At 67.6% G+C, this 595-nt stretch carries 1 protein-coding gene; it reads right to left on the reverse strand.

From position 1 onward, the window contains the following. On the reverse strand, positions 1-525 hold a 525-nt coding region (locus HR086_RS47360; RefSeq protein WP_174468960.1), incomplete at its 3' end, for an MXAN_2562 family outer membrane beta-barrel protein. Between the last annotated feature and the right edge of the window lie 70 nt (positions 526-595).

Below are 595 nucleotides of genomic sequence, written 5' to 3' on the forward strand. Positions count from 1 at the left end.
CTTGCCACCGCTGGCGGTGATGCCGTCCGCCGTCTCGGTGTCACTGCCCTTCGTCACCCACCACGGCGTGTAGATGAGCCCCAGCTTGCCGTACGGCACCAGGGGGACTCCCCACTCGAAGGCCGCGTAGTCGAACTTGTAGAAGAGGTTGAACGCCAGCGGCACCACCTTCAGCGCCGTCTGCTCCGCCGCGTTGCCTCCGCCCGCGAGCTTCGCGGCCGCGTACTTCTCCCCGTAGCCCGCCGACACACCCACGCCCGCGGTGCCGATGCCCTGGTAGAAGTAGCGCTGCAGCTCCAACTCGACGAGCAGCAGCGATGCGTCACCGAACGTGTCCTCGTAGGGCGTATTCCCGTTGAGCGCCTTCTCGTCATCCAAGAGCGGCTTGTAGCCGCCCACCCGGATGATGATGCCGCCGCTGCGCGACGACTCCATCTGCTCGGTCGAAACCACTCCGACGTCCTGCGCCCACGCCGGCAGCGCGGCAACCATCATGGCCACACTCACGGCCCATGCCCGACTCATGACAGCTTCCTCCTCGACGTCATCCAGAACCCCAGGGCCGCCACCACGGCGCCCAGCGCGAGGCCACCCC

Source organism: Myxococcus sp. CA039A (assembly GCF_013336645.1).
Classification (GTDB): domain Bacteria; phylum Myxococcota; class Myxococcia; order Myxococcales; family Myxococcaceae; genus Myxococcus; species Myxococcus llanfairpwllgwyngyllgogerychwyrndrobwllllantysiliogogogochensis.